Source organism: Microbacterium sp. SORGH_AS_0888, from assembly GCF_030818905.1.
GTDB lineage: Bacteria > Actinomycetota > Actinomycetes > Actinomycetales > Microbacteriaceae > Microbacterium.
Window position 1 is genome coordinate 1,855,144 of sequence record NZ_JAUTAZ010000001.1, and the last position, 20,159, is coordinate 1,875,302.

General features: G+C 72.8%; 20 protein-coding genes. 9 read left to right on the forward strand and 11 right to left on the reverse strand.

Annotation, left to right across the window (positions count from 1 at the left end; translation table 11 throughout):
- Window position 1 precedes the first annotated feature (1 nt).
- A complete protein-coding gene (locus QE381_RS08990) occupies window positions 2-1,207 on the reverse strand; it encodes a cytochrome P450 (RefSeq protein WP_307217428.1) in 1,206 nt (401 codons plus the stop codon).
- Between the two features lie 119 nt (window positions 1,208-1,326).
- Between QE381_RS08990 and QE381_RS08995 the strand changes: the two genes are divergently transcribed.
- Window positions 1,327-1,914 carry a MarR family winged helix-turn-helix transcriptional regulator gene (locus QE381_RS08995; protein ID WP_307217430.1) on the forward strand — a complete coding sequence of 196 codons (588 nt, stop codon included), beginning with the start codon at window positions 1,327-1,329 and terminating at the stop codon, window positions 1,912-1,914.
- Here QE381_RS08995 and QE381_RS09000 read toward each other — a convergent pair.
- Window positions 1,866-2,273, reverse strand: a complete 408-nt coding sequence (locus QE381_RS09000; protein ID WP_307217432.1) for a hypothetical protein — start codon at window positions 2,271-2,273, stop codon at window positions 1,866-1,868. The two genes, QE381_RS08995 and QE381_RS09000, sit on opposite strands and share 49 nt — an antisense overlap.
- A gap of 75 nt (window positions 2,274-2,348) precedes the next feature.
- Here QE381_RS09000 and QE381_RS09005 point away from each other — a divergent pair, with 75 nt between their 5' ends.
- The 3 genes from QE381_RS09005 (at window position 2,349) to QE381_RS09015 (ending at window position 5,581) form a co-directional block, all read left to right on the forward strand.
- Entirely contained in the window at window positions 2,349-3,392 is a 1,044-nt protein-coding gene (locus QE381_RS09005; RefSeq protein ID WP_307217434.1) for an aldo/keto reductase family protein, read from the forward strand.
- On the forward strand, window positions 3,392-4,492 hold the full coding sequence (locus QE381_RS09010; RefSeq protein WP_307217436.1) for an epoxide hydrolase family protein: 1,101 nt from the start codon (window positions 3,392-3,394) through the stop codon (window positions 4,490-4,492). The genes QE381_RS09005 and QE381_RS09010 overlap by 1 nt, the downstream gene beginning before the upstream one ends.
- 111 nt (window positions 4,493-4,603) lie before the next feature.
- Window positions 4,604-5,581, forward strand: a complete 978-nt coding sequence (locus QE381_RS09015; RefSeq protein WP_307217437.1) for a LacI family DNA-binding transcriptional regulator — start codon at window positions 4,604-4,606, stop codon at window positions 5,579-5,581.
- Between the two features lie 4 nt (window positions 5,582-5,585).
- Here QE381_RS09015 and QE381_RS09020 read toward each other — a convergent pair whose 3' ends face one another.
- From QE381_RS09020 to mftR, 9 genes are all read right to left on the reverse strand, one after another.
- A complete protein-coding gene (locus QE381_RS09020; protein WP_307217439.1) occupies window positions 5,586-7,586 on the reverse strand; it encodes a PTS beta-glucoside transporter subunit IIBCA in 2,001 nt (666 codons plus the stop codon).
- A 155-nt stretch (window positions 7,587-7,741) separates the two neighbouring features.
- A complete protein-coding gene (locus tag QE381_RS09025; protein WP_307217441.1) occupies window positions 7,742-9,241 on the reverse strand; it encodes a GH32 C-terminal domain-containing protein in 1,500 nt (499 codons plus the stop codon).
- Window positions 9,242-9,284: 43 nt separating this feature from the next.
- Window positions 9,285-10,151 (reverse strand): amidohydrolase family protein, encoded by an 867-nt coding sequence (locus tag QE381_RS09030; RefSeq protein ID WP_307217443.1) that lies wholly within the window; start codon window positions 10,149-10,151, stop codon window positions 9,285-9,287.
- Entirely contained in the window at window positions 10,148-11,755 is a 1,608-nt protein-coding gene (locus QE381_RS09035; RefSeq protein ID WP_307217445.1) for an AMP-binding protein, read from the reverse strand. The genes QE381_RS09030 and QE381_RS09035 overlap by 4 nt, the downstream gene beginning before the upstream one ends.
- Window positions 11,756-11,761: 6 nt before the next feature.
- On the reverse strand, window positions 11,762-12,658 hold the full coding sequence (locus QE381_RS09040) for an SDR family NAD(P)-dependent oxidoreductase (protein WP_307220448.1): 897 nt from the start codon (window positions 12,656-12,658) through the stop codon (window positions 11,762-11,764).
- Window positions 12,659-12,672: 14 nt separating this feature from the next.
- A complete protein-coding gene (locus tag QE381_RS09045) occupies window positions 12,673-13,131 on the reverse strand; it encodes a MaoC family dehydratase (RefSeq protein WP_307217447.1) in 459 nt (152 codons plus the stop codon).
- Window positions 13,132-13,412: 281 nt separating this feature from the next.
- Window positions 13,413-14,255, reverse strand: coding sequence for an SDR family NAD(P)-dependent oxidoreductase (locus QE381_RS09050; RefSeq protein ID WP_307217449.1), 843 nt, complete (start codon window positions 14,253-14,255; stop codon window positions 13,413-13,415).
- Window positions 14,256-14,339: 84 nt separating this feature from the next.
- Entirely contained in the window at window positions 14,340-15,785 is a 1,446-nt protein-coding gene (locus QE381_RS09055; RefSeq protein WP_307217451.1) for a GMC family oxidoreductase, read from the reverse strand.
- The gene (gene mftR, locus QE381_RS09060; protein ID WP_307220450.1) at window positions 15,782-16,408 is read right to left on the reverse strand and encodes a mycofactocin system transcriptional regulator; all 627 of its coding nucleotides are present in this window, start codon (window positions 16,406-16,408) and stop codon (window positions 15,782-15,784) included. Before mftR ends, QE381_RS09055 begins: the two co-directional genes overlap by 4 nt.
- A 94-nt stretch (window positions 16,409-16,502) precedes the next feature.
- Between mftR and mftA the strand changes: the two genes are divergently transcribed.
- The 5 genes from mftA to mftF are packed head-to-tail and all read left to right on the forward strand — an operon-like array spanning window position 16,503 to window position 20,153.
- Entirely contained in the window at window positions 16,503-16,598 is a 96-nt protein-coding gene (gene mftA / locus QE381_RS09065) for a mycofactocin precursor MftA (protein WP_307217453.1), read from the forward strand.
- 7 nt (window positions 16,599-16,605) lie between these two features.
- Window positions 16,606-16,878: a mycofactocin biosynthesis chaperone MftB gene (gene mftB, locus QE381_RS09070; protein ID WP_307217455.1), complete on the forward strand. Its 273-nt coding sequence runs from the start codon at window positions 16,606-16,608 to the stop codon at window positions 16,876-16,878.
- A complete protein-coding gene (gene mftC / locus QE381_RS09075) occupies window positions 16,875-18,119 on the forward strand; it encodes a mycofactocin radical SAM maturase (RefSeq protein WP_307217458.1) in 1,245 nt (414 codons plus the stop codon). Before mftB ends, mftC begins: the two co-directional genes overlap by 4 nt.
- A gap of 10 nt (window positions 18,120-18,129) precedes the next feature.
- Window positions 18,130-18,789: a mycofactocin biosynthesis peptidyl-dipeptidase MftE gene (mftE, locus tag QE381_RS09080; protein ID WP_307217460.1), complete on the forward strand. Its 660-nt coding sequence runs from the start codon at window positions 18,130-18,132 to the stop codon at window positions 18,787-18,789.
- Entirely contained in the window at window positions 18,786-20,153 is a 1,368-nt protein-coding gene (mftF, locus tag QE381_RS09085; protein ID WP_307217462.1) for a mycofactocin biosynthesis glycosyltransferase MftF, read from the forward strand. The genes mftE and mftF overlap by 4 nt, the downstream gene beginning before the upstream one ends.
- Window positions 20,154-20,159 lie beyond the last annotated feature (6 nt).

Consider the following 20,159-nt stretch of genomic DNA (forward strand, 5'->3'; position numbering starts at 1 on the left):
CTCAGGCCACCTCCGCTCGAACCGGCAGGGACGTGAACCCGCGCAGCCAGTTGTTGTAGAAGCGCACCGGCTCGCCCGCGGGCGTGAGTGCGCGCACGCGCCGCGCGAGGGCGGACAGCAGGCACGTCGCCTCCATCCGCGCCATCATCTGGCCGACGCAGCCGTGGATGCCGGTCCCGAACGCGAGGTGCCCGGAGGTGTCGCGCGCGAGGTCGTACTCGTCCGGCCGCTCCCAGCGCCGCGGGTCGCGGTTGGCGGCGGCGAGGTCGAGGATGACCTTCTCGCCCTCGCCGAGCGGGATCCCGCCGAGGACCGTCGGCTTGGCGGTCGTCCGGCCGATGAACGGGCTCGGCGCGCTCCAGCGCAGCCCCTCCTCGAAGGCGCGTCGCGCGAGCGAGGGGTCGGCGTGCAGGGCCGCCCAGGTCTCGGGCCGGTCGAGCAGCGCCGTGAGGGTCAGCTGGATGCCGAAGATCGTCGTGTCGACTCCCGCCGAGAGGAAGGTGCGCACGAGCATGGCGGCGTCCTCGTGCGCGATCGTGCCGTCGTCGGCGAAGCCGTAGATCGTGTGGCCGAGACCGCCCGGGCGCAGCGCCTCTCGGCGCATCTGCCAGTCGACCCAGGTCGCGGCCTCGGCCGCCGCCTCCGCCGCCGCGTGGTAGAGCTCGTTGCGCGGCCCCATCGCCTGGAAGTTGAGGTTGGAGTAGGGCAGCAGGTGCTGACGGCCGTCGGGGTCGATGCCGAGCGCGTCGGGCAGGACCTGGAGCGGGTAGGCCACCGCCAGCTGCGAGGCCGCGTCGATGACGGGACCCTCTGCGAGCACGCGGTCGACGAGCTCGTCGGCGCGCTGCTGGAACTCGTCCGTGAGCCGCCGGACGACGCGCGGGCTGAGGACGGACGTCATGACGCGCCGGTACTTCGTGTGCCCGGGCGGGTCGTTCTCGAGGATGACGCTGGGCTTGCGCCAGTTCTCGGTGCGCTTGGTGTTCGTCAGCCCCGTGCCCGCCGAGGACTCGAAGGTCTCGGGGTCGCGGAACACCTGCTCGACGATGTCGTAGCGCCCCGTGAACCAGACCCCGTGCTGCGGCAGCCACACGAGCTCGGCGGTCTCGCGGATCCGCTCGTCCGTGCCGATCGGATCGTCCAGCCCCGCCTGCGAGAACGGATCGACCTCGAGGGTGGGGACCGGTTCGCGGGTGACTGTGTCCATGGTGACTCCGTCGTCGTCGAGGCGGGGCGATCAGCCGGCCCGCCGGGGAACGCCATCAGGTTACATATAAACCAAATCAGAGGCAAACCGCGCCCGCTCGCGCTGTCTAGACTCGCGGCATGGCCCCGCCCACTCCCCCGCCCGACGCCGCGATCGCGCACGCGGCCGAACGCGGGCTGCTCACCTCGCGCCTCGACCACACGATCGACCGGGACACCTTCAGCCCCGCGCTGCTCGGGCTGCTCAACAACGTGCTCGTGTGGGGCGGGTCTCGTGTGCTCACGACCCTGCACGGGGTGGGCACGAACGAGTGGAGGGTCCTGAGCGCGCTGGGCAACTACCCGGGCGCGACCGCTCGCGAGCTGTGCGCCGTGCTCGGGATCAACAAGTCGATCGCGTCCAAGAGCGTCAACGCGCTGGTCGAGGCGGCCTACGTGGGTCAGGTCGATGGCCGCCGCGGCTCCCGCCACCTCTTCCTCACCGACGCGGGCGCCGCGCTCCACGACGAGCTCATGACGATCGCGCTCCGGCGGGTGGAGATCCTCCAGCATCGCCTCAGCCCGGCGGAGGTGGGCGAGCTGAACCGACTGCTGCGCAAGATGCTCGACTCCGCGGACGACCTGCAGGAGTACGAGCGGGAGCTGCTCGCCGGCATCCCTCAGCCGGACACGACCCGCAGCGAGCCGAACGGCGTGCCCGCCAGGTAGGCGTAGAGGAAGAGGATGTCGGCGTCCGCCGCCAGCCGTGTCTCGTAGCCGTCCGCCGTCTCCGTGAGCTCGACGAGCCGGCGCTTGTCCGCCTCCTCCAGCGGATCGTCGATCCACAGGGCGCCGTCGCGCACGACCGCGCCGACGAGTCCGAGGCTCAGCGCGCCGCCGTGGGCGCTGAGCGCGATGCGGCCCGTCGCCTCCACCGCGCCGTCGTCGCGCACCACGGCCGGCAGTCGCACGGCGGTGCCGGTGAACTCGGCCCCGCCCGCGGCATCCACCCTGAAGTCCCGGTTGCGCTGCAGGTAGCCGAGGAGGGTGTCCTTGACGTGCCACTCGATCATGGCTTCGCGCACCATCGCTCCTCCATCTCGTCACGGTCGACATCGGCCGCCCCGAGACGCTAGCATGTGGCGGTCGACCCATAGGTTGACATGTCAACCGTTATCAACGAGGAAGTCGACGACGTGGAACACCGTTTCCTGGGCAACAGCGGGTTCAAGATCTCCGAGATCACCTACGGCAACTGGATCACGCACGGCTCGCAGGTCGAGCTCGACGCGGCGATCGCGACCGTGCGGGCGGCCCTGGATGCCGGGATCACGACGTTCGACACGGCGGACGTGTACGCCGACACGGCGGCGGAGGTCGTGCTGGCCGATGCGCTGAAGGGTCAGCGGCGTGAGTCGCTGGAGATCTTCACGAAGGTGTACTTCCCGATCGGACCCAAGGGGCCCAATGACACGGGGCTCTCCCGCAAGCATGTGATGGACGGCATCCACGGGTCGCTGCGCCGGCTCGGCACCGACTACGTGGACCTGTTCCAGGCCCACCGGTATGACTACGAGACGCCGTTGGAGGAGACGATGCAGGCCTTCGCCGACATCGTCCGGCAGGGCAAGGCCCTCTACATCGGGGTCAGCGAGTGGACCGCGGAGCAGCTGCGCGCCGGCCACGCCCTGGCCCGCGAGCTCCGCTTCCCGCTCGTCTCCAACCAGCCCCAGTACTCGATGCTGTACCGCGTGATCGAGCGCGAGGTCGTGCCGACCAGCGAAGAGCTCGGCATGTCCCAGATCGTGTGGTCGCCCGTGGCGATGGGCGTTCTCACCGGCAAGTACCTTCCCGGTGCGCCCGTGCCGGACGGCAGCCGGGCCACCGACGCGACCGGCGGCTTCTTCATGAAGCGCTTCCTCGAGGACGACGTGCTCACGGCGGTCCAGCGCTTGAAGCCGGTGGCCGAGCAGGCCGGGCTCACGATGCCCCAGCTCGCCATCGCCTGGGTGCTGCAGAACGACAACGTCGCCGCAGCCCTCGTGGGCGCCTCGCGCCCCGAGCAGCTGCGGTCGAACGTGAAGGCGGCGGGCGTGCGCCTCGACGCCGACACGCTCGCCGCGATCGACGAGGCTCTGGCCGGCGTCGTCGTGGACGACCCGGCGCTGACCGAGAAGTCCTCGCCGCGTACACGCTGGACCGACTGATGGCCGGCGCGATCACCCCGTTCCGCATCGCGGTGCCGGATGCCGACATCGCCGACCTGCACGACCGGCTCGAGCGGGCGCGCTTCGCGGACGCCGCGGTCGACGACTGGTCGTGGGGCACCCCGCCCACCGCTCTCCGTCTCCTCGCCGAAGAATGGGCCGGCCGCTACGACTGGCGCGCCACCGAGCGCCGGCTCAACCAGCGGGAACAGTACCTGGTCGAGGCGGGCGGCACCCGCATCCACGTCGTGCGGGCGGGGACTCCCGGCGCCCAGCCGCTGCTGCTGGTGCACGGCTGGCCCGACGGCTTCCTGCGCTTCGAGAAGGTGCTGCCGCTGCTGGCCGACCGGTTCGACATCGTCGTGCCCTCGATCCCGGGCTACGGGTTCTCCGAGCGCCCGCAGGCTCCCGGATGGGGGCCGGTGACGGTCGCGGGCGCGTTCGACGAGGTCATGCGCGCCTTCGGGTTCGACAGCTGCCTCGTGCACGGCGGCGACCACGGCAGCGCGATCGCCGAGGCGGTGGCGACGCGGCATCCCGAGCGCGTCACGGCCCTGCACCTGTCCGACGTCCCGGCATGGCGCCGGTACACGATCGACCCCGAACAGCACTCGGAGGCCGTGCGCGACTACGCGCGCGCGGGCGCCGCGTGGTTCGCCGCGGAGGGCGCCTACGCCGCCGAGCACCGCACGAAGCCGCAGACCATCGGCTTCGCGCTGGCCGACTCGCCCCTCGGCCTCGCCTCCTGGCTGTTCGAGAAGCTGCACGGCTGGGCCGACAACGACGCCCCCACGGGCGGACTCACGATGCGGGACGTCCTCGACGACATCTCGCTCTACTGGTTCACCGGCACGGCCGCCTCCGCGATCCGCTACTACCGCGACTCGGGCGGTCACCTGCTGGACGCCGCCGAGCGTGCGCCCCAGCCGACCGGGTTCACGGTCTTCCCCCACGACACCGTGGTCGCGACGCGCGACTACGCCGAGCTGTTCTTCGACGTCCGGCACTTCTCGCTCCAGCCGCACGGGGGCCACTTCGGCGCGTGGGAGCAGCCGGAGCTGTTCGCCGCGGATCTGCGCGCCTTCGCCGACGCCGTCTGATCGGCGTCGGCGACGCGGTCCCGCCCCGGATGCCGGCGGGTGCCGGCCGAATCGTTACGCTGGAGGACGAGAACCCGGCCGGAGTGCCGGGTCACCGCGCAGGAGGGGCACGTGGCACGACCGACCCTCGCCGACGTCGCGGCGCACGCCGGAGTGTCGGTGACCACGGTCTCGCGCGTCCTGAACAATCGCGGGTACCTCAGCGACCGCGTCCGCGCCGACGTGGATCGCGCGATCGCGGAGCTCGGCTACCGCCCCAACGAGCTCGCCCGCTCGCTCCTCGGCCGCGGCACACACGTCATCGGCCTGATCGTGCCGACCGTGGCCGACCCGTTCTTCGGGGAGTTCGTGGCCGCCGCCGAGGCCGGTCTCGCCGACCGCGGCTACCGCACCCTCCTGTGCGACAGCCTGCGCAGCGTCGAGCGCGAGACCGCCTCCCTGGATCTGCTGCTCGCGCACCAGGTGGCGGGTGTCATCACCTCCACCCACAACGAGGAGGTGAGCCTCTACCGAACGGCCGGGCTGCCCATCGTCGCCCTCGACCGGCATCTGGGCCCCGGCATCCCGGACGTGCGCAGCGACAACCTCGCGGGCGCGACGCTGGCCACGGAGCTGCTCGCGGACGCCGGATACCGCCGCATCCTGTTCGTGACGCCGCGCGACGACACGCGATCCGCGCGCCGGTCCGGCTACCGCGAGGTCACGACGGCGCGGGGGCTGCCGGAGGCGCTGCTCGCCTACGGCTTCAGCTCGAGCCTCGACGAACGGCGCGCGCTCATCGAGAGGACCCTGGACGAGGGCTCGTACGACGCCGTGTTCTGCTCCGACGACGTCAGCGCTCTGATGGCGGTGGAGTGGGCGCGCTCCCGCGGCGTGAGCGTTCCGGAGGACTTCGGCGTCGTGGGCTACGACGGCTCCACGGCCGTGCGACACCTCGCCCCGACGCTGACCACGGTCCTCCAGCCCGTCGAACGCCTGGCCGCGGAATGCGTGCGGCTGCTCGTGCAGCGGATCGAACAGCCGGACGCCGATCTGCCTTCCGAGATCGTGCTCCCCGTCGAGCTGCGCCGTGGGACGACGGTTCGCTAGAGCGTCAGACGCGCGGCGCGACCTCGCTGTGGTGGACGTGGAAGATCGGCTCTCCGGGGGCGACCTCGGTCGGCTCGACCGCCGCCACGACCTCGAAGATGTCGGAGTTCGTGATGACGATCGGGGTGGTGGTGTCGTAGCCGGCGGCGCGGACCGCGGTCCAGTCGACGCGCGCGAGCGGCGTTCCGACCTCGACGCGCTCACCCGCCGAGACGAGTGCCGTGAAGTGCGCTCCCGCGAGGTTGACGGTGTCGATGCCGATGTGCACGAGCACCTCGACGCCCTCGTCCGTCGTGATGCCGTAGGCGTGCCCCGTGGGGAACACGGCGGTGAGCACGCCCGCCGCCGGCGCGGTGACCTCGCCCTCGCTCGGGACGACGGCCATGCCACCGCCCAGCACACCGCCGGAGAACATCGGATCGGGCACCTCGGACAGCGGGATGAGGCGTCCCCGCGCCGGTGAGACGATGTCGACGAGGGCCGTCTCGGCGTCGGATGCCGCGGGCACGGTCGTCGGGGCGACGACCGGCTCGGACGCCTCCGGCTCCGCGGGGACCGGGACGAGCGGCGCGACGCCCTCGGCGGGGTCGAGCGGCCGGCCGCGGGACACGCGCCAGCGACCGTAGGCGAGCGTGACGCCGAACGAGAGGCCGAAGCTGATGAGCGCGCACAGGGCGAACTGCGGGATCGAGGCGGGCTGGATCGACACGAAGCCGATGACGCCCGCCGCACCGAGCGAGATCGCCTTGACGCCGAGCGCGCTGATGAAGCCGCCGGCGACGGCCGCCGCGCCCATGCCGATGAAGAAGGGGAACTGCAGTCGCAGGTTGACGCCGAAGATGGCGGGCTCGGTGATGCCGAGGAGGGCGGAGACGCTCGAGGCGCCGGCCATGGCGCGCAGCTTCGAGCCGCGGCGCACGAGGAGGAACACGGCCAGACAGGCCGCGCCCTGGGCGATGTTGGCCATGGAGGCGATCGCGAAGATGAACGAGCCGCCCTGCGCGATGAGGCTCAGCTCGACCGCCGGGAAGCTCTGGTGCAGGCCGGTGACGACGATCGGCGAGTACACGAGGCCGAACAGCGCGCCGCCGAGGAAGCCGAGGCTCTCGTACGCCCACGACAGACCGAACGTGATCGCATCGCTCACCCAGCGCATGGCGGGCCCGACGGCGATGAAGGTCGCGAGCCCGACCACGAGCAGCGAGATCATGGGGGTGAAGAGGAAGTCGAAGGTCCCCTTCAAGACGCGCCGGAGCAGCTTCTCCGACACCGACAGCAGGTACACGACGGCCAGCACCGGGATGACGGTGCCCTGGTATCCGGCCTGCGCGACATCCATGCCGAAGATGTGCCAGTACGTCATCGTGCCGTCGGCCACCGCCTCCGCCACGTTGTAGCCGTTGACGAGGGACGGCATGACCATCGCTGCGCCGAGCGCGGCCGCGAGATACGGGTTGGCGCCGAAGCGCTGACCCGCCGAGAAGGCCACGAGCACGGGGAGGAAGGCGAACGCGGCCGCGGCGAGCAGGTTGATCAGCGCGGCGGGGTCGGCGAGGGCCGGCAGCATCGTCGTGACCGCGTCCGGGCCGAACAGCCCCGGCGCCGTGAGCACGTTGTTGAGCGCCATGAGCAGACCACCCGCGATCAGCGCGGGAAGCACGGGGACGAAGATGTCGGAGAGCATCTTGATGAAGCGGACCACGATGTTGCCGCCCTGCCCGGCGACCTGCTTGACCTCGTCCTTCGTCGCCGCCCGCACCCCGGAGAGCGCGACGAGCTCGTCGTAGACCTTGTCGACGTCACCGGGTCCGATGATGATCTGGAACTGTCCGCCGGCTTCGAACGTGCCCTTCACATCCGGGTCCGCGTCGAGCGCCGCCTGATCGATCAGGGTCTTGTCGACCGTGACGATGCGCAGCCGCGTCGCGCAGTGCGCGGCTGCCTGGATGTTCTCGGATCCGCCGAGTGCGGTGAGAACGGAGCGGGCGACGACATCGTGCTTCATCGGGAGTCCTGGGGGTCGGCGACGGTGGGCGAAAGGACCGAGTGGCTGTCTCTGCCAAACGTTTGACATACTAGGGCGCGCGACGCGCGTCACCAAAACCCCGACACGCCGCTCCCGCGTGCGGGCCGCGCGCCGACGACTCGCCGCGCGAGGGGTCACGGGGCGGAGGACGTCACCTGCCCCTCGCCGTCGGCGGCGAACGCCGAGGACTCTCCCGCGACGAGGGTCACCCCGCCGCCGCGCGCCCGCAGCGACACGGCGACGGAGCCGGGCGCGAAGAAGGCGCGGGTCGTGAAGGCCACCGTGCCATCGACGATCACCTCGACGATCGAGCGGTCGACGAGCACCTCGACCGTCCGCGTCCCGTCCGAGGGCGCGGGCACCGGCACCTCGCGTCGCGCGCCGCCGACCAGGTACCGGGTGGCCGAGCGGTCGACCACGAGCGTCGCCGCGTCGAGCTCGATCAGCAGGGGCGCGGCGTCCGGGCCGATGCGAAGCTGCGCGGTCGCGCCGTCCTCGAGGCGCAGGCCCAGACTCAGCCAGCTGGTCCGCGCATCGCCCGGCACCTCGAGGACGATGCCCTCCCCCGCCGGGACGGTCGCCGCCGGGAGCGCGATCGTCTCGCCGAAGTCGGCACGATCGATCGCCGGCTCCTGGCGGAGGACGCCGCCGCTCAGGGTCAGGCGCCGCGGCGCCGACAGCGTGTGGACCCAGTCGTGCGACCGCGACGGCTGGTCGTCCTCGGCGGGCATGCCCGCCCACGACAGCAGCAGTGCGTCCGGGACATCCCCCCGCCCCGCGAACACCTGCGGAGCATAGAACTCGAACCCGCTGTCGAGCAGACGGAACCCGCTCGTGTCGCGCAGCCGCGTGCCCTCGAGGCGCCCCACGACGTAGCCGCAGACGTCGGCGACGCCGAAGGGGTTGACGGCGGGATCCGTCGCCCCCTGCGGACAGATCACGAGGACGTCGTGGACGACGCCCGTCTCGCTGTCGGTCAGGCGGAAGATGTTCGGGCACTCCCACATGTAGCCGGCGGATGCCGCGTCCAGCCCGTCGACCGTGAGCTCGCCGTCGAAGCGCCAGGGGCCGCCCACGTCGGCGGCCGAGTACAGCAGCACCGCCCCGGTCTCGTCGTCGCGCTGCGCCCCGATGCACATGCGCAGGCGCTCGCCGTCGCGGGCGTAGACCATCGGGTCACGGAAGTGGGCCGTGTAGCCCGCGGGGCGGGCGGTGTCGGGCAGCACGGGACCGCCCGGGTCCTTGGTGAACGTCGCGAAGTCGTCCGTGTGCACGAGCACCTGGTGCGCCTCGCGCGTGCCGTCGGCATGCTTGACGTTGCCGGTGTAGAGGAAGTCGGCGCCCGTGCCCGCGGGGATCGCCGAACCGGAGTAGCAGCCGTCCCGGTCGTAGTCGGCATCCGGCTCGAAGGCCATGCCGGCGTGCGTCCACCGGAGCAGGTCGCGCGAAGACGCGTGACCCCAGCCGATGCCGGCGCGTGTGGGGAACGCGGGCCCCCACTGGTAGAACGCGTGCGCGACGCCGTCGACCATGATCAACCCGTTGGGGTCGTTGATCCGCCCGTAGGGGGCGGAGAGGTGGAAGAGAGGGGCATCGGGATCGGTCAGGGTACGCTCACGGCGCTCGGGATCCATGGCTGCCAGCCTATTCGGCGCTCCGGCCGCGCCCGTGCGCCCGTCAGACGTCGAGACCGAGGAGCCGGATCGCGTTCTCCCTGAGCACGAGCCGCTCGACCTCCTCGCCGAGCTCGAGCGCCGCGAAGTCCTTCAGCCAGCGATCGGGGGTGAGGGCGGGGAAGTCGGAGCCGAACAGCATCTTGTGCTTCAGGTACGTGCGCGTGGCGCGCACGAGCGCGGGGCTGAAGTACTTCGGCGACCAGCCGGACAGGTCGATCCACACGTTCGCCTTGTGCGTCGCGATCGAGATCGCCTCGTCCTGCCACGGCACCGAGGGGTGCGCGAGGATGATCGGCAGCTCGGGATGCCGGGCCGCGACGTCGTCGAGCAGCATCGGGTCGGACAGGCTCAGCCGATAGCCGAGGCCTCCCGGCATCCCCGCCCCCACCCCGGTCTGCCCCGTGTGCACGACGATCGGCAGACGGCGCTGCTCGATCTCGGCGAACATCGGCGCGTAGGCCGGATCGGACGGGTCGAACCCCTGCACGGTGGGGTGGAACTTGAAGCCCCGGACCCCCAGCTCGTCCGCCTGGCGACGGATCTCGTCGATGGCCGCGTCGCCCTGCAGCGGGTCGACCGTGCCGAAGGCGATGAGGGTGTCGGCGTTGCGGCGGGCACCCGCGACGATGTCGTCGACGCTGTTGGGCCGGTGACCCGTGTTGGTCGTGGCGTCGACCGTGAACACGACCGCCATGAGCCGACGCTCGCGGTAGTACGCCGCCGTCTCGTCGACCGTGCGGGCGGGCTCCGAGCTGCCGAAGTAGCGGTCCATCGCCTCGAGCTGCTCCCGCGAGGCGCCGTGATGCCCGGTGTCGTCGACCTGGATGTGGACGTGGGTGTCGATCCCGCGGATGTCGTCGAGGGTCATGCCGTCGCCTCCTGTGTCTCGACCGCGGCGAGGACCTCGCCGCGGAGCCGGCCGACATCCACCTTGCCGGTGGGCGTGCGGTCCAGTGTCGCCCGGAACACGATGTGCCGCGGCTTCTTGTACCCGGCCAGCTGCGTGCCGACATGGGCGATCAGCTCATCGGCCGTGACCTCTGCCGACCGCTCGACGACCGCGGCGACGACCTCGCCGAATCGCGGGTCGGGCACCCCCACGACGGCCGCGTCCGCGACGGCGGGGTGCGTCATGAGTGCTTCCTCGACCTCGAGCGGGTAGACCTTCTCGCCGCCCGTGTTCACGACGCCGCTGCCGCGACCGAGGAACTCGATGTGGCGATCCTCCTGCACGATCACCCAGTCACCGGGCACGACGTAGCGCTCGCCGTCGATGATCGGGAAGGTCGCCCGCGTCTTCTCGGCGTCGCGATGGTAGCCGAGCGGCAGCGCACCGCGCTGGGCGAGGATGCCGCGCGAGCCCGGCACGTCCTGCACCTGCCGGAACCGCTCGTCGAAGACGACGGCGGTCGGGAACAGCTGCGCGCGCCCCGGCAGGTCGGCGGCGCTGCGGGTCGCGGTGACGGCGAAGCCGCCGCCCTCGGTCGAGGCGAGCAGATCGATGATCTCGATGTCGCCGAGCGCGTGGAGGCGCCGCTTGGTCTCGGGACCGAAGCGCATGCCGGAGCTCATGACCGAGGTCACGGTCGGAAGGCCCGTCCCCATCGCCTCCGCGGCCTCGACCAGGGGCAGCGCGATGGCGTCGCCCGCGACGATGATGCGCGTCGCCCCCTCGGCGTTGGCGAGTCGCACGGCGCCCTCGGCGTCGAAGCGCGACCGGGTCGCGATGAGCACCGTGCCGCCGACGAGCAGCGTGTTCAGCGACGTCGTCAGTGCCGTCCCGTGCATGAAGGGCGCGAGCGGCAGGTTGACCATGCGCGGGTACCGCGGGTCGAGGGCGATCCGGGTGACGTCCTCGACATCGTCGGGGACGGGGCGCCCGGACAGCGCGTAGGCCGAGAAGAGCTGCACCTCGAACATGCTCGGTGCGCTCCAGCGCACGGCCTTCGGCCGCCCGGTGGTGCCGCCCGTGTAGATCCACAGCTCCCCGTCCTCCGGTGCGCCCGGCGGCAGCGGCGCGGAGCCGGCGACGGCGTCCGACCAGACGGGAACGCCGGGCGCGGTGCCCTCGCCCTCGTCGATCTGCAGGAGCACGACATCCTGCTCGGCGAGCGCCGCCGCCTCCGCGGCGACATCCCCGAGCGAGGCGGGATGGAGGAGGACCGCCGCCTCCGAGTCGTCCAGCAGCGCCGCCACCTCTGCGGAGCGCAGCCGGAAGTTCATCGGGACGGGCGTGATCCCCGTGGCGAGGCAGGCGTAGAAGGCGATGAGGAACTCGGGACGGTTGTGCAGCAGGATCGCGACGGTCTGCCCCGGTCGCACGCCCCGGCGCTCGAGCCAGGCGGCGAGCGCGCCCGCCTCGCGGGTGAACCGCTCGTACGACCAGGTCTCGCCGTCGACCGTGACGATCGCCGGGCGCTGCGGGTCCGCGGCGGTGACCGCCTGCCAGAGATCCGAGTAGTGGCCCTTCATGCGCGGCTACTCCCCCGCACCGGGGCCGGACGCCTGGGCGAGCGGAGCGAGCTCCTCCTGCCAGGCTCGGCCGATCCCCGCCGCGCTCCAGCCGCCGTCGGCGTCCAGCGTGCGCAGCACCTTGGGGTGCGAGTAGAGCGTCAGGCGGTCGCCTCCGATCCCGATCGCCTGACCCGTGACGCCGGAGGCGGCATCGGAGGCGAGCCAGACGATGAGGGATGCGACGTCCTCCGGGGTGCCGAGCGCGTGGTCGCGGCGGTACTCGGCGGGGATCTCGCCGGTGGCGACGTAGTCCTCGTACACCTGCGTGTAGGCGGGGATCGTGGCGGTCATGGGCGAGAGGGCCGTGGGGATCACGGCGTTCGCGGTGACGCCGGCCCGGGCGAGCTCGAGCGACAGCGTGCGCGCCATCGCGACCAGACCGGCCTTGACGGAGGCGTAGTTGGTCTGGCCGAAGCTGCCGTACTGACCGGCGGGCGAGCCGATCAGGATGATCCGGCCGCCCTCGCCGCGCTCGCGCATCTCGACGGCCGCGGCGCGCGCGCAGGTGAACGAGCCGCGCAGGTGCGTCTCGACGACGAGGTCGAAGTCGGCGTCGGACATCTTCCACACGACGCGGTCGCGGAGCACACCCGCGTTGGCGACGAGGATGTCGAGCCGGCCGAACGCGTCACGCGCGGCGGTGACGAGCGCGTCGGCCGTCTCGGTGGGGCCGACGGGCGCGATCACCGCGGTGGCGCGGCCGCCCGCGGCCTCGATGTCGGCGACCGTGGCGTCGGCGGTCTCGGCGTCGACGTCGTTGACGACGACGGCCGCCCCCGCCTCCGCGAGCGCGAGGGCGTAGGCCCGGCCGAGGCTCCGGCCGGCTCCCGTGACGACGGCGACCTTGCCGTCGAGTCGCACCTCCGGCACCGCGTTCATCGGTAGTACCTCAGGACGAGCTCGGTCACCAGGACCGGCTTCTCGCCCCCCTCGACCTCGAAGGTGACGGGGACCTCGACCTGGTAGCCGCCGGTCACCTCGGTCACAGACTTCAGGACGCCGCTCACGCGGATGCGCGCCCCGACGGGCACCGGTGCCGGGAAGCGCAGCCGGTTGGATCCGTAGTTGATGCCGAGCCCGACGCCCGTGACCTCGAGGATCTCCTTCATGAGCGGGACGACGAGGCTGAGCGTGAACAGCCCGTGCACGATCGTCGTGCCGTAGGAGGTCGTCGCGGCGAAGTCCGGGTCGATGTGGATCGGGTTCATGTCGCCGCTCAGGCGGGCGAAGTCATCGACCTCCTCCTGCGTGATGACGCGCCACTCGGACGGCCCGAAGGCCGTCCCCTCGGCGCCGGGCAGGTCGTCGACCGCGACGGACAGGGGGGTGGTCATGCGTGTTCTCCTCGCTCGCGACGGTGCTTTCGGGGAGTGCCGGGCGGCATCGCCGGGCACGTCTTCCTGCATCTTATTGCAGGTTTACTGAAACTCAAGCGCACCTTTCGCCGTGCGGCATGGTCGGCGGCATCGCCGGGCGCGGGGCCGGGCGCGGCTCGCCGCCCGGCGGCGCACCGTGCGTGTCGCAGAACCGCGCGGATGTCGCAGGATCCGGGCGGATCGCTGCGACATCCGCGCGATTGTGCGACATCCGCGGACGGGCGAGCGAGCCGCGGCCGCTACTTCGCGCCCGCCTGCCCCATGTTGCGCAGTGCCATGCCGCCGCCGTCCACGGAGAGCACCTGTCCGGTGACCCAGCGCGACGCCTCGGTCGAGAGGAACAGCCCCGCCGCGGCGATGTCCCAGTTGTTGCCCTCGACCTGCATCGCGACGTTCTGGCGTCGGATCTCGCGCTGCTCCTGCGACATCCCCTTGGCGGCGAAGGCTCCCCAGATCATGCCGACACGGACGCAGTTGACGCGGATCCCGCGCGGGGCGAGGGTGGCCGCGGCGCCGACGGCGAGCTTCTCGAGCGCCGTCTTGGCGATGCCGTAGGGCAGGCCCGGGCCGCGCCCCTCGGCGGCGCCGGAGGAGACGAGGACCGCCGCGCCGCCGCGGGTCATGTGCGACTGCGCGTGGCGCAGCAGGTACCAGGCCGACTTCAGGTTGAGCTCCATCGCGAAGTCCCACGCCGCCACGGTGGTCTCGAAGATGCCCTCGATGCCGCCGCCGCCGATCGAGTCGGCGACGACGTCGATGCGCCCGAAGCGCGCCATGACCGCGGCGATCGCGCGTGCGACGTCGTCGTCGTCGGTCATGTCGACGACGAACGCCTCGGCGTCGCCGCCGTCCGCGCGGATGCCCTCGACCGTGCGCGCAGCCGCCGCCGGATCGCGGTCGAGCACGGCGATCGCGGCGCCCTGCCGGTGGTACAGCCAGGCGAGCGCGAAGCCGACACCGCCCTCGGGACCGCTGAGGCCCCCTCCCGCGACGACGGCGACCTTCCCCGGCAGCCACGGCGGCGCGGCGCTCGCGAGCGGGTCGGTGACGGGGAACTCCCAGGTGGACGGATCAGCGCTCATGCGGCGGACTCCTTCGGCTCGCCTCCACTCTGTCCGATCGTGCCCGCCCGGATCGATGACGGTTTCGTCGGGCGGAAGGGACGCCTACTCCGCGAGCATGAGCTCGGCGATCCGCTCACCGACCATGACGGCCGCGAGCGCCGTGCCCCGCGTGGGGACGACCGGCAGCAACGACGTGTCGGCCACGCGCAGTCCGCGCATCCCCCGCACGCGCCCGTGCGCGTCCGTCACGCCGCGCTCGCCCATCGCGGCCGTGCCGGAGGCGTGGAGCGCCGTGCCCAGACGCGATCCGATCCAGGCGTCGAGGGCCGCGTCCTCCCCCGTCTCGAGCCCGTGCGCGTCGTCGGCGTCGACGGCCCAGGCCAGGGCGGGCGAACGCAGGAGCCGGATGCCGGTGCGCACCGCATCGCGCAGCGCACGCCGGTCCGCCGGGGCGGCGAGATGTCCGTACCGGATCGCGACGGCCTCCTCCCGCGCGGACACGCGCCCCCGGGAATCGGGCTCGGCGAGCGTGATGCGCAGCTCGATCGCGCCCACGGCGTCGGGGTCGCCGCCGACGATCGAGTCGCCGGGCCGGACCGCGAACAGGTACTCGACGCCTCGCTCGGCGACCCCGCCGGCCGGCGGGTTCCACGCGGCCGTCCACGCCGCATCCCGGAGCGTCGTGGCCACGCCCGCGCGCGGGCGCCAGGCGATCGAGACCGCCGCATGGTCGGAGAGCCCCTCGCCGACCATGCGGTCCACGCCGGAGGCCCGCAGCAGCCGCGGCGTCTCGATCGCCCCCGCCGCGAGCACGACCTCCTCCGCGCCGATCGTGCGGATCTCGCCCGCCTGCACGAGCTCGACCCCCACGGCGCGGTCGCCGCGGCGGATCACGCGCAGCGCCTCCGCATCCGCGAGCACCTCCACCCCGCCCAGCAGCGGCGCGTAGGCGAGCCCGGTGTCCCAGCGCTGCGCCCCGACCGCGTTGCGCGGCAGGAGTCCGGCACCCGACGGGCCTCCGCCGTTCTTGTCGGCCTCGCGCACCGCGCCCAGATCGACCGCGGCGTCGAGGAAGCCGCGCGTGAGCGGGTCGTCGCCACCGATCCGCTGCACCGGCACCGGCCCGTCGGCTCCGTGCACGGGCGTCTCCTCGAGGTCGAGGTCGCGTTCGAGCCGCCGCAGCGCCGGGAGGCAGGCGTCGTAGGACCACTCGGGACCGGCCGCGTCGGCCCAGCGGGCGAAGTCGGTCGGATGCGGACGCTGGAAGTACGCGCCGTTGACGGCCGTGCTGCCGCCGAACGCGCGGCCGCGCGCGACGCGCCACGGCCGACCCTCCTGCAGGAGCGCGTCGTACTCCCAGACGTGCGCGCCGCCGGGGATCCCGGCCCGCACGGTCCAGGCGGGCCCGAAGGCCGCCCGCCTCCCGGCGGCGTCGGCGGGGCGGCCGCCCGCCTCGACCAGGACGACCTCGCGGCCCGCGCCGGCCAGGCGGGCGGCGAGCGGGATGCCGGCGCCCCCCGCGCCGACGACCACGACCCGCCCGTTCATTCCCCGTCGCCCGCGCCCCACGCGGCGTCCGCGAAGACCTCGCGCAGTCCCCGGAACGACTCGTCCATCGCCGCCAGCAGCTCGGTGTCGGGATCGCGGACCCACTGCCGGTAGGCCGACAGCGAGATGCCCAGGCACGCCCACGACACCGCCTGCGGCACGACCGAGTCCTCCGTGCTCCCCGTCCTCCGGGCGACGTAGTCGGCGATCACGCCCCGCCAGGCGGCGTAGCGCACCGCCGCGTGGGCGATGAGCTCGGGCTCCTCCAGGAGCAGCCGCATCCGGTGCCGGTGCCGCTCCCGCTCCGAGACGGGCACGCGGTTGAACCGACGCACGGCGGCGTGCACGGCCTGCACGATGGGCGCGTCGGGGGGCGCCTGTGCCAGGTCACGGCGGAAGGCGTCCAGCAGCTCGTCGAACGCGCCCCACATGAGGTCGTTCTTGGACGGGAAGTAGCGGAAGAACGTGCGTCGGCCGATTCCCGCCGCCGCGGCGATGTCGTCGACCGTGACGTTTCCATAGCCGCGCTCGATCATGAGGTCGAGCCCGATCGTGCCGAGGAGCTCACGCGACGTCGACGGCGCTCGCCCCCGGGTGCGACCCGGTGTCTCGGTCCTGGAAATCGGAAGGCTCCCTTTTCAATGGCACTCGATGCCACTATGCTCGCTCGCACCGGCAACGGAGTCGGTACGGCCACCTCAAGGAGGACAGTAGCCCATGGATCCGCAGACCCACCCCACCACCGCGTCCGAGGCCGAGAGCGACGAGCTCATCGAGGACGTGTCCATCGACGGCATGTGCGGCGTGTACTGAGCCCGCCATGCCCGACATCACGCCGGACAGCGTGCTGACGGTCTCCGGGCGGGTCGCGATCCGCCCGGAGCCGTTCGGCGCCCTCCTCTACCACTTCGGCACGAGACGGCTCTCGTTCCTGAAGTCCCCCGTGCTCGTCGACATCCTCGACCGCCTCGACGGCACGCGCAGCGTCGACGACGCGCTGAGCGCCGCCGGCGTCGACGACGCCAGCCGTCCGAGCATCCTGCGCGCCCTCTCGACCCTGCGTGCGTCGCAGATGCTGGAGGAGGCCGCATGACCCTCCTGGCCCCCGCCGAGGCCGCGCCCCGCCGCGTGCCCCGCCTCATCGAGCACTTCGAGCACGGTCTGAACTCGCCCATCTGCCTCACGTGGGAGCTCACCTACGCCTGCAACCTCTCCTGCGTGCACTGCCTGTCGGCGTCCGGCCGGCGCGACCCGCGCGAGCTCACCACCGAGGAGTGCAAGGCCGTCGTCGACGAGCTGCAGCGGATGCAGGTCTTCTACGTCAACATCGGCGGCGGCGAGCCGACCGTGCGCCCCGACTTCTGGGAGATCGTCGACTACGCGACCTCGCACCAGGTGGGCGTGAAGTTCTCGACCAACGGTGTGCGCATCACGGAGGAGATCGCCGCCTCGCTCGCGGCCAACGACTACGTGGACGTGCAGATCTCGCTCGACGGCGCCACGGCCGAGGTCAACGACGCGATCCGCGGCCCGGGCTCTTTCGACCTCGCGATGCGTGCACTGGACCGGCTGGCGTCGGCCGGGATGACGCGACTCAAGCTCTCGGTCGTGTGCACCCGGACGAACATCGGCCAGCTCGACGATTTCAAGGCCATCGCCGACCGCTACGGCGCGCAGCTGCGACTGACGCGGCTGCGCCCCGCGGGCCGCGGCGCGGACGTGTGGAACGAGCTGCATCCCACGCAGGAGCAGCAGCGCGACCTCTATGAGTGGCTGCTCGCGCACGGCGAGGAGGTCCTCACGGGGGACTCGTTCTTCCACCTCTCGGCGCTCGGAGAGACCCTGCCCGGCCTCAACCTGTGCGGGGCGGGGCGGGTCGTCTGCCTCATCGACCCGATCGGCGACGTGTACGCCTGCCCGTTCGCGATCCACGACGAGTTCCGGGCCGGCAGCATCCGCGGCGAGGGCGGGTTCGGCGCGGTGTGGCGGGATGCCGAGCTGTTCGCACGGCTGCGTTCGCCGCAGACCGGCGGAGCCTGCAGCAGCTGCCAGTTCTTCGACACCTGCCGTGGGGGCTGCATGGCCGCGAAGTTCTTCACGGGCCTGCCGCTGGACGGCCCCGACCCGGAGTGCGTACGCGGTTTCGGCGAGCAGGCGCTCGAGAAGCGCAAGAGCGAGCTGCCGCGGATCAGCAACGACCACTCGCATCGCACGTCGCCCCCGCGCTCACGTCAGGAGGTGCGCCTGACGCTGCAGCTGCGCCGTCCCGAGGCGCCGCCGGTCTCGGCGTGCAACGTCGATCCGCTCGCGGGCTTCGTCCCGCCGACATCCTGACCGCGCCGCGGTGAGGCGCCTCGTCGACGCACCGTGGCCGCGGGTGAGCCCGAGAACGGTCCTGCTCGTGCCGACGGGGTCCACCGAGCAGCACGGGCCGCACCTGCCGCTGGATGTGGACACGCGGATCGCCCAGGCGGTGTGCGAGGGCGCCGCCTCGGCGGCGGGCGGCGCGGTGCGGGTCGCGCCCGCCCTGGAGTACGGGGCGAGCGGGGAGCACCAAGGCTTCGCGGGCACGGTGTCGATCGGGACGGAGGCGCTCGCCCTCGTGCTGGTGGAGCTGGCGCGGTCCGCGCGCACGTGGGCCGACCGCATCGTGTTCGTCAACGCGCACGGCGGCAACAGCGATGCGCTCGTGCGGGCGCGGGCACAGCTCACGGCCGAGGGCGCGCCGGTGCGATGGCACGCGTGCCGGCACGGCGGGCGGCACGCGGATCGCGCGGAGACGAGCCTCATGCTCCATCTCGACCCCGCGCGGGTGGACCTCGCCGCGGCGCGAGCGGGCGCCGTGGAGCCCCTCGACGCCCTCCTGCCGCGGATGCGGGCGGGCGGGGTGCGGGCGGTGAGCCCGAACGGGGTCCTGGGCGACCCGGCGGGCGCGAGCGCCGCGGAGGGCGCCGAGCTGCTCGCGGACCTCGTCCGTGATCTCGTGCGGACGGTGGGCGCGTGAGCGTTCCGCGCGTTCACGTCGGGACCGACGTGTGGCGGCTCGACGACGGCCGCGTGCTCGTGGGCGGAGCGCCCCTGCGCGTCGTCCGACTGGGCGGCGCGGCTGTCGGCGAGACGCTGTCGGCCGAGGATGCCGCATCCGCCCGTCGCGTCGAGCGGCTGCTCGAGGCGGGGCTCGCGCATCCGGACCCGGCCGAGCTCGACGAGGTGTCGCTGGACGAGCTGACGGTCGTGGTGCCGGTGTTCGGCCGGGCGGCGCCGCTCGATCGGCTGCTGGCGGGGCTGGGCGGCGTCCGGGTCGTCGTGGTGGACGACGGGACGCCGCAGCCGGCCGCCGCGGATCTCGCGGCCATCGCGGAACGGCACGGCGCCCAGCTGCTGCGGCTCGCACGGAACGCGGGCCCGGCGTCGGCGCGCAACGCCGGGATGGCGATCGCCAGGACGCCCTTCGTGGCGTTCGTGGACTCCGACGTCGAGGTCGGGGCGGAGGAGCTCGGGAGGCTGCTGCGGCACTTCGCCGACCCGGGGCTCGCGCTCGTCGGACCACGGATCGTGGGGGCGGGCGGCAGCTCATGGATCGCCCGGTACGAGAACGCACGCTCCTCGGTCGACCTCGGCGCGCGGCCGGCGCTCGTCCGGCCGCGGTCGCCGGTGGCGTGGCTGTCCAGCACGTGTCTGGTGGCTCGGCGCTCGGCGCTCGGCGAGGGGTTCACTGCGGGGCGCCGGGTCGCCGAGGACGTCGACCTCGTGTGGCGGCTCGCCGAGGCGGGGCAACGGGTGCGGTACGAGCCGCGCGTCGCCGTGCGGCACACACATCGGGCACGTCTGGCCCCCTGGTTCGCACGGAAGCTGTTCTACGGGACGGGGGCCGCGGACCTCGCGGCGGACCACCCGAGCGCGATCGTGCCGGCGATCCTGCGGCCGTGGTCGATCGGCATGCTCATCGCGCTCTGCGCCGGACGCCGGTGGTCGCTGCCGGCCGCCGCGGCGATCACGCTCGGAGCGGCGTGGCGGTTGCGGGGACGACTGCCGGAGATGAGGGGACGGAGCGCGCTGGCGGTGCGCCTGGCCGGCAGCGGAGCGCTCTCCGCCGTGGCGCAGCTGTCGGCTCTCGCACTGCGGCACTGGTGGCCGGCGGCCGCCGTGCTGTGCGTGTTCTCCCGGCGGGCCCGCTGGATCGTCGCCGGTCTCGCGATCGTGGACGCCGAGGTCGAGCGGCGGCGCACGCGCAGCGATCTCGATCCGCTGCGGTTCCTCGTCGCGCGACGGCTCGATGACATCGCCTACGGCGCCGGGGTGTGGCTCGGGTGCGTGCGCCGACGCTCGTTCCGCGCCCTGCGCCCCGAGCTGTGGCCGCCTCGCTGATCCCGA